Origin of the sequence: Actinotalea sp. C106, assembly GCF_023630195.1 — a bacterium.
Lineage (GTDB): Bacteria > Actinomycetota > Actinomycetes > Actinomycetales > Cellulomonadaceae > Actinotalea.
In genome coordinates, this window is record NZ_JALPKN010000212.1 from 1 (window position 1) to 5,570 (window position 5,570).

The window sequence follows — 5,570 nt, forward strand, 5'->3', positions numbered from 1 at the left end:
CGCGGGCGGCTGCTGCGGCAGGGTCGGGCGCGACCGCCGGGGCTCCCGGCACCGGCGCGACGACGCGGCCCTCGCTGCGCCGAGCCTTCCCCGACGCGATGGCCCTGATGCGCAACCCCACGGTGGCCGTCACGGTGGTCGTGAGCTTCACGGCCCTCGTGGTCCTCGACGTCCGCACCGCCTACCACCCGCTCCTGTTCTCCGGCGCAGGGGTGCCGACCTGGCAGATCGGCGTGCTGCTGAGCGTCGCGGCGGCGGCGAGCTTCGCCTCCCGGCCCTTCTTCCCGCTCGCGATGGTGCACCTGCGACCGCAGGTCATGGTCGGTCTGGTGCTGGTGATCAGCACGACCTCGGTGATCGCGGTCGTGCTCGTCCCGGGGGACGTCGCGATGCTCGGCGTGCTCGCGGTGATCAACGGCTTCGCCCTCGGCTTCGCCCAGCCGCTGACCCTGGCCCTCATGGCCGACCACACCCCGGAGGACCAGCGCGGCCTGGCCTCAGGCCTGCGCTCGACCGCGAACCGTGCCGCGCAGTTCGCCAGCCCTGCCGTCTTCGGCGCCTCGGCCGTGGTGCTCTCCCTGACCGGCTCCTTCGTGCTCGTCGGCGGCCTGGTGCTCGCGGTCAGCACGGTGAGCGTGGTGACCCTGGTCCGCCAGGACCGGGTGCGGTCCCGGGCCCCGGAGGTCGAACGGATCGGCGCAGGCTGACGCGGGGCGGTGGCCCGCCAGCGGCTCCTCGCACCCAGGGCAGGCACCCTGGATCTGCTCCTGATGTCGACCTATCCCAGAAGACGTGCCAGCATGGGTCGATGGCAGACGACGTCCCGACCCGGCTCCGCGCCGCAGGGCTGCGCGTCACGAGCCCCCGCGTCGCGGTCTACGGCGCCCTCGAGGCAGCCCGGCTGGCAGGCCGCCACCTCACCGCGGCCGAGGTCGCCGAGCAGGCCCGCGCGCAGATCGGTGCGGTCTCGACCCAGGCGATCTACGACTGCCTCGACGCCCTGGGCGGTGCCGCCCTCGTGCGGCGGATCGAGCCCGCCGGGCACCCGGCGCTGTACGAGTCCCGCGTGGGGGACAACCACCACCACCTGGTGTGCCGGTCCTGCGGGACCACGGCCGACGTCGACTGCACCCACGGCACGGCGCCCTGCCTGACCCCCGCCGACGACCTCGGCTTCGTGGTCGACGAGGCCGAGGTCATCTTCTGGGGCCTGTGCGCGGGCTGCGCCGCTGAGGCGGCGGGACGCCTGGAGCAGCAGGACCAGGCCGACCTCGCGACCCCGGGCCGCCCACGCCGTGGGCCCGTCGGCGCCGTCGGCCCCCTGCACTGACCTGCCCTCACCCAGCACCCACCCCAGCACCGCGCCGACAGGCACCGTCCGACACCGACCGAGAGGACACCATGACTGACGCGACCCACCACCCCGAGGGCGACGACCGCCCCGTCCTGACCACCCGCCAGGGCCACCCGGTCCACGACAACCAGAACCAGCGCACCGTCGGGGCCCGCGGCCCCGCGACGCTGGAGAACTACCAGTTCCTCGAGAAGATCAGCCACTTCGACCGTGAGCGGGTCCCCGAGCGCGTGGTCCACGCCCGTGGCGCGGTGGCCTTCGGCTACTTCGAGGCCACCGGGCAGTGGGGCGACGAGCCCATCGCGAAGTACACCCGCGCCAAGCTCTTCGCCGAGGCCGGCAAGCGCACGGACCTCGCGATCCGGTTCTCCACCGTGATCGGCGGCCGGGACTCCTCCGAGGCGGCGCGTGACCCGCGCGGCTTCGCGATCAAGTTCTACACCGAGGACGGCAACTGGGACCTGGTCGGCAACAACCTGGGCGTCTTCTTCATCCGTGACGCGATCAAGTTCCCCGACGTCATCCACTCCCTCAAGCCGGACCCGGTGACCTTCCGCCAGGAGCCCGCGCGGATCTTCGACTTCATGTCCCAGACCCCCGAGTCGATGCACATGCTGGTCAACCTGTTCTCCCCGCGCGGCATCCCGGCCAACTACCGGACCCAGCAGGGCTTCGGGGTCAACACCTACAAGTGGGTCAACGCCGAGGGTGTGACGCACCTGGTCAAGTACCACTGGATCCCCACGGCCGGGGTCGAGAGCCTCACCGAGGCCGACGCCGCCGTCATCCAGGGCGGCGACCTGGGGCACGCCTCGAAGGACCTCTACGAGTCCATCGAGCGCGGCGAGTACCCCGAGTGGGAGCTGCGCGTGCAGCTGATGAGCGACGACGAGCACCCCGAGCTGGACTTCGACCCGCTCGACGACACCAAGGTGTGGCCCGAGAACGAGTTCCCGCCCAAGACGGTGGGCAAGATGGTCCTCAACCGGAACGTGAGCAACTTCTTCGCCGAGAACGAGCAGCTCTCCTTCGGCACCGGCGTGCTGGTCGACGGGCTGGACTTCTCCGACGACAAGATGCTCGTGGGGCGCACGTTCAGCTACTCCGACACCCAGCGGTACCGGGTGGGCCCGAACTACCTGCAGCTGCCGGTCAACCAGGCCAAGAACGCCGACGTGCGCACCAACCAGCGCGACGGCCAGATGACCTACCACGTGGACGGTGCCGGGGAGAACCCGCACGTCAACTACGAGCCGTCGATCACCGGCGGCCTGCGCGAGGCCGACTACCCGACCAAGGACGAGCAGGGGCCCGACCTCGTCGGTCGTCTGACCCGCGCCCGCCTGCCGCGGACCAACGACTACACCCAGGCCGGCCAGCGCTACCAGCTCATGGAGCAGTGGGAGAAGGACGACCTGGTCGGCAACCTCGTGACCCTCATCAGCGAGGCGATCCCCGAGGTCCAGCAGCGCATGGTGTGGCACTTCCTGCTGTGCGACGACGAGCTCGGCGCCCGCGTGGGCGAAGGCCTGAGCATCACGGCCGACGACGTGCGCGACCTGCCGCCGCTCGCCAGCCAGACCCTGAACGAGGAGGAGCTCGACCGCCTCGCGAACCTCGGCAAGAACGGCCCGCGTGACGTCAGCGGGCTGGTCATGACGCACTGCGTGCCCAACAAGCGCGTGGCGCTCGCCGAGGGCTGAGCCCTCTCCGCACCACCCGAGGCCCGGCCCCCCACGACGGGGTCCGGGCCTCGGCGCGTATTGAGGCTGACGCCCCGCGGGCGCTGCTCCTAGGCTCCGGAGGTCGCCCCCCCCGCCCCCCAGGACCAGGAGCCTCACCATGACCACCCCGCTCGCCGACCGCCTGCGCGCGGTCCCGGACCGGCTCGAGGAGCTCGCCGCCCAGGACCTCTTCTCCGGGGTCGTGCACGTCGAGCACGGGACCGAGGTGCTGCTCTCGACAGCCCACGGCCGGGCGAGCCGTCGCTGGGAGGTGCCGGTCCGCACGTCGACCCGCTTCGACGTCGCCTCGGTGACCAAGCTCTTCACCGCGGTCGCCGTCCTGCAGCAGGTCGGGCTGGGGAGGCTGGGGCTCGACGAGTCCATCCATGGCTACGTGGACCTCGAGGGGACCGCGATCAGCCCTGCGGTGACCGTGCGGCACCTGCTGACGCACACCTCGGGCATCGGGGACGACGCCGACGAGGAGGCCGGGGAGTCCTACGAGGCGCTCTGGGTCGACATGCCCGTGTACGCGGTGATGCAGACGGCGGACTTCCTGCCGCAGTTCGTGCACAAGGAGCCGAACTTCGCGCCCGGGGAGGGCTGCCGCTACTGCAACGTGGGGTACGTCCTGCTGGGCCTGGCCCTCGAGCGGGTCACGGGGCGCACCTACCGCGACGTGGTCCGCGCCGACGTCTTCGCCCGGGCCGGGATGGACCGTGCGGGCTTCTTCGACCGGCGCGACCCCGAGCCCGACGTCGCCGAGGGCTGGGAGCCTGTCCGCGCTGACCCGGAGGACGAGGGCAGCGCGATCCTCTCGTGGCGGCAGAACATCTTCAGCTACCCGCCGATCGGTTCCCCCGACGGCGGCGCGCACTGCACCGCGGCGGACCTGGTCCGGTTCTTCGACGCGGTGCGCCGGGGCGAGCTGCTGCCACCCGCGCTCACCGAGGGGTTCCTCACCCCGCAGGTGCTGCACCACGCCGTGACCGAGCCCGAGCCCGGCCCCTGGGCGACGGCCGAGGTGCACCACGCGTGGGGGCTCGAGGTCGAGGTCACCGCGCAGGGGTCGGTGCGCTCGCTCTACAAGGACGGGGTCAACACGGGCTCGAGCGCGATCCTGCGGCACTACCCCGCCCAGGACGTGACCCTCGCCGTGGTCGCCAGCAGCGAGGACGCGGCCTGGGGCCCGATCGGGCTGCTCGACGAGATCGTGATGGAGACGCCCCGTCCCGGCTCCTAGGACCCGCCGTCGAACCCCAGCTGCCGCCAGGCCTCGTACACGGCGATGGCCGCGGTGTTGGACAGGTTGAGGGACCGGCGCCCGGGCAGCATGGGGATGCGCACCTGGTCCGTCACACGCGGGTGGTCGAGCACCTCGGCGGGCAGCCCCGTGGGTTCGGGGCCGAAGAGCAGCACGTCGTCGGGCCGGTACGTCACGTCGGTGTACCGGGTGGTCGCCGCCGTGGTGAAGGCCAGCACGCGCGAGGCGGGCAGGGCCTCGAGGGCCGCGGTCAGGTCCGCGTGCACGACGACGTGGGCGAGGTCGTGGTAGTCCAGACCGGCCCGGCGGAGCTTGGGCTCGGACAGGTCGAAGCCCAGCGGCTCGACCAGGTGCAGGGCCGCACCGGTGGCCGCCGAGGTGCGGATCGCCGAGCCGGTGTTCCCGGCGATCCGGGGCTCGAAGAACATGAGGTGCAGCACCCGACGATCCTGCCACCTGCAGCCCAGCACCTGCCCGCCCCCACCTGCCCCTCGATGATCCTGAGGACGGACCCGACCTGGGTGCGTCCGGGGATCATGGAGTCATGACCCCCGGACGCACGCAGGTCGACGTGGGCAGGATCCCTCACCCGTTCGACGCCCCCGGCGTCTTCGGCTTCCTCGCCGCCCGCGCGGTCACGGGGGTCGAGGTGGCGGACCTGTCCGAGGACCGTCTGCGGTACGCGCGGACCCTCGCCCTGCCGCACGGCCCGGCGGCCATCGACGTGGTCGCGAGCTGGACGCCCGGGCCGGGGTGGCAGGTGCAGGTGCGGCTCGAGCTGTCCTCCCCTGAGGACCGCGGGGCGGCGCTGGCCCAGGTGCGCCGGCTGCTCGACCTGGACACCGACCCGTCCGCCGTCGACGCCGCGCTGAGCGAGGACCCGGTGCTCGCCCCGCTGGTGACACGCACCCCGGGGATCCGGGTGCCAGGGGCCGTGGACCCGCACGAGCTCCTCGTCCGGGCGCTGGTCGGGCAGCAGATCTCGGTCGCGGCCGCACGGACGCACCTCGGCCGTCTCGCGGCCCGCGTCGGGTCGCCCCACGTCTCGCGGGTCACCGGCCTGGACCGCCTCTTCCCATCCGCAGCGCAGATCAGTGCTGCCGTCCCCGCCCCCGTGCCGGGAGAGCCCCTCGACCCCGACCGCCCGCTGCGGCTGCCCGGCCAGGCGGTGCGGTCCCTGGTCGCCACCTGCGGCGCGCTCGCGGACGGCACCCTGGACCTCGGAGGG

General features: G+C 72.7%; 6 protein-coding genes. 5 read left to right on the forward strand and 1 reads right to left on the reverse strand.

Annotated features, from left to right (window positions below):
* The 4 genes from L0B03_RS13195 to L0B03_RS13210 all read left to right on the forward strand — a co-directional run.
* On the forward strand, positions 1-707 hold a 707-nt coding region (locus tag L0B03_RS13195), incomplete at its 5' end, for an MFS transporter (protein ID WP_250446500.1).
* 101 nt (positions 708-808) lie between these two features.
* Positions 809-1,330, forward strand: a complete 522-nt coding sequence (locus L0B03_RS13200) for a Fur family transcriptional regulator (RefSeq protein WP_250446503.1) — start codon at positions 809-811, stop codon at positions 1,328-1,330.
* A 71-nt stretch (positions 1,331-1,401) separates the two neighbouring features.
* A complete protein-coding gene (locus tag L0B03_RS13205) occupies positions 1,402-3,057 on the forward strand; it encodes a catalase (RefSeq protein ID WP_250446505.1) in 1,656 nt (551 codons plus the stop codon).
* A 139-nt stretch (positions 3,058-3,196) separates the two neighbouring features.
* Positions 3,197-4,321, forward strand: a complete 1,125-nt coding sequence (locus L0B03_RS13210; protein ID WP_250446508.1) for a serine hydrolase — start codon at positions 3,197-3,199, stop codon at positions 4,319-4,321.
* On the opposite strand, the gene L0B03_RS13215 is transcribed toward L0B03_RS13210, so the two are convergent.
* Positions 4,318-4,782: a tRNA (cytidine(34)-2'-O)-methyltransferase gene (locus tag L0B03_RS13215; protein WP_250446511.1), complete on the reverse strand. Its 465-nt coding sequence runs from the start codon at positions 4,780-4,782 to the stop codon at positions 4,318-4,320. The genes L0B03_RS13210 and L0B03_RS13215 overlap by 4 nt on opposite strands.
* 104 nt (positions 4,783-4,886) lie before the next feature.
* Here L0B03_RS13215 and L0B03_RS13220 point away from each other — a divergent pair.
* Positions 4,887-5,570 (forward strand): DNA-3-methyladenine glycosylase (locus L0B03_RS13220; RefSeq protein ID WP_284501779.1); only part of this gene is annotated, 684 nt, incomplete at its 3' end.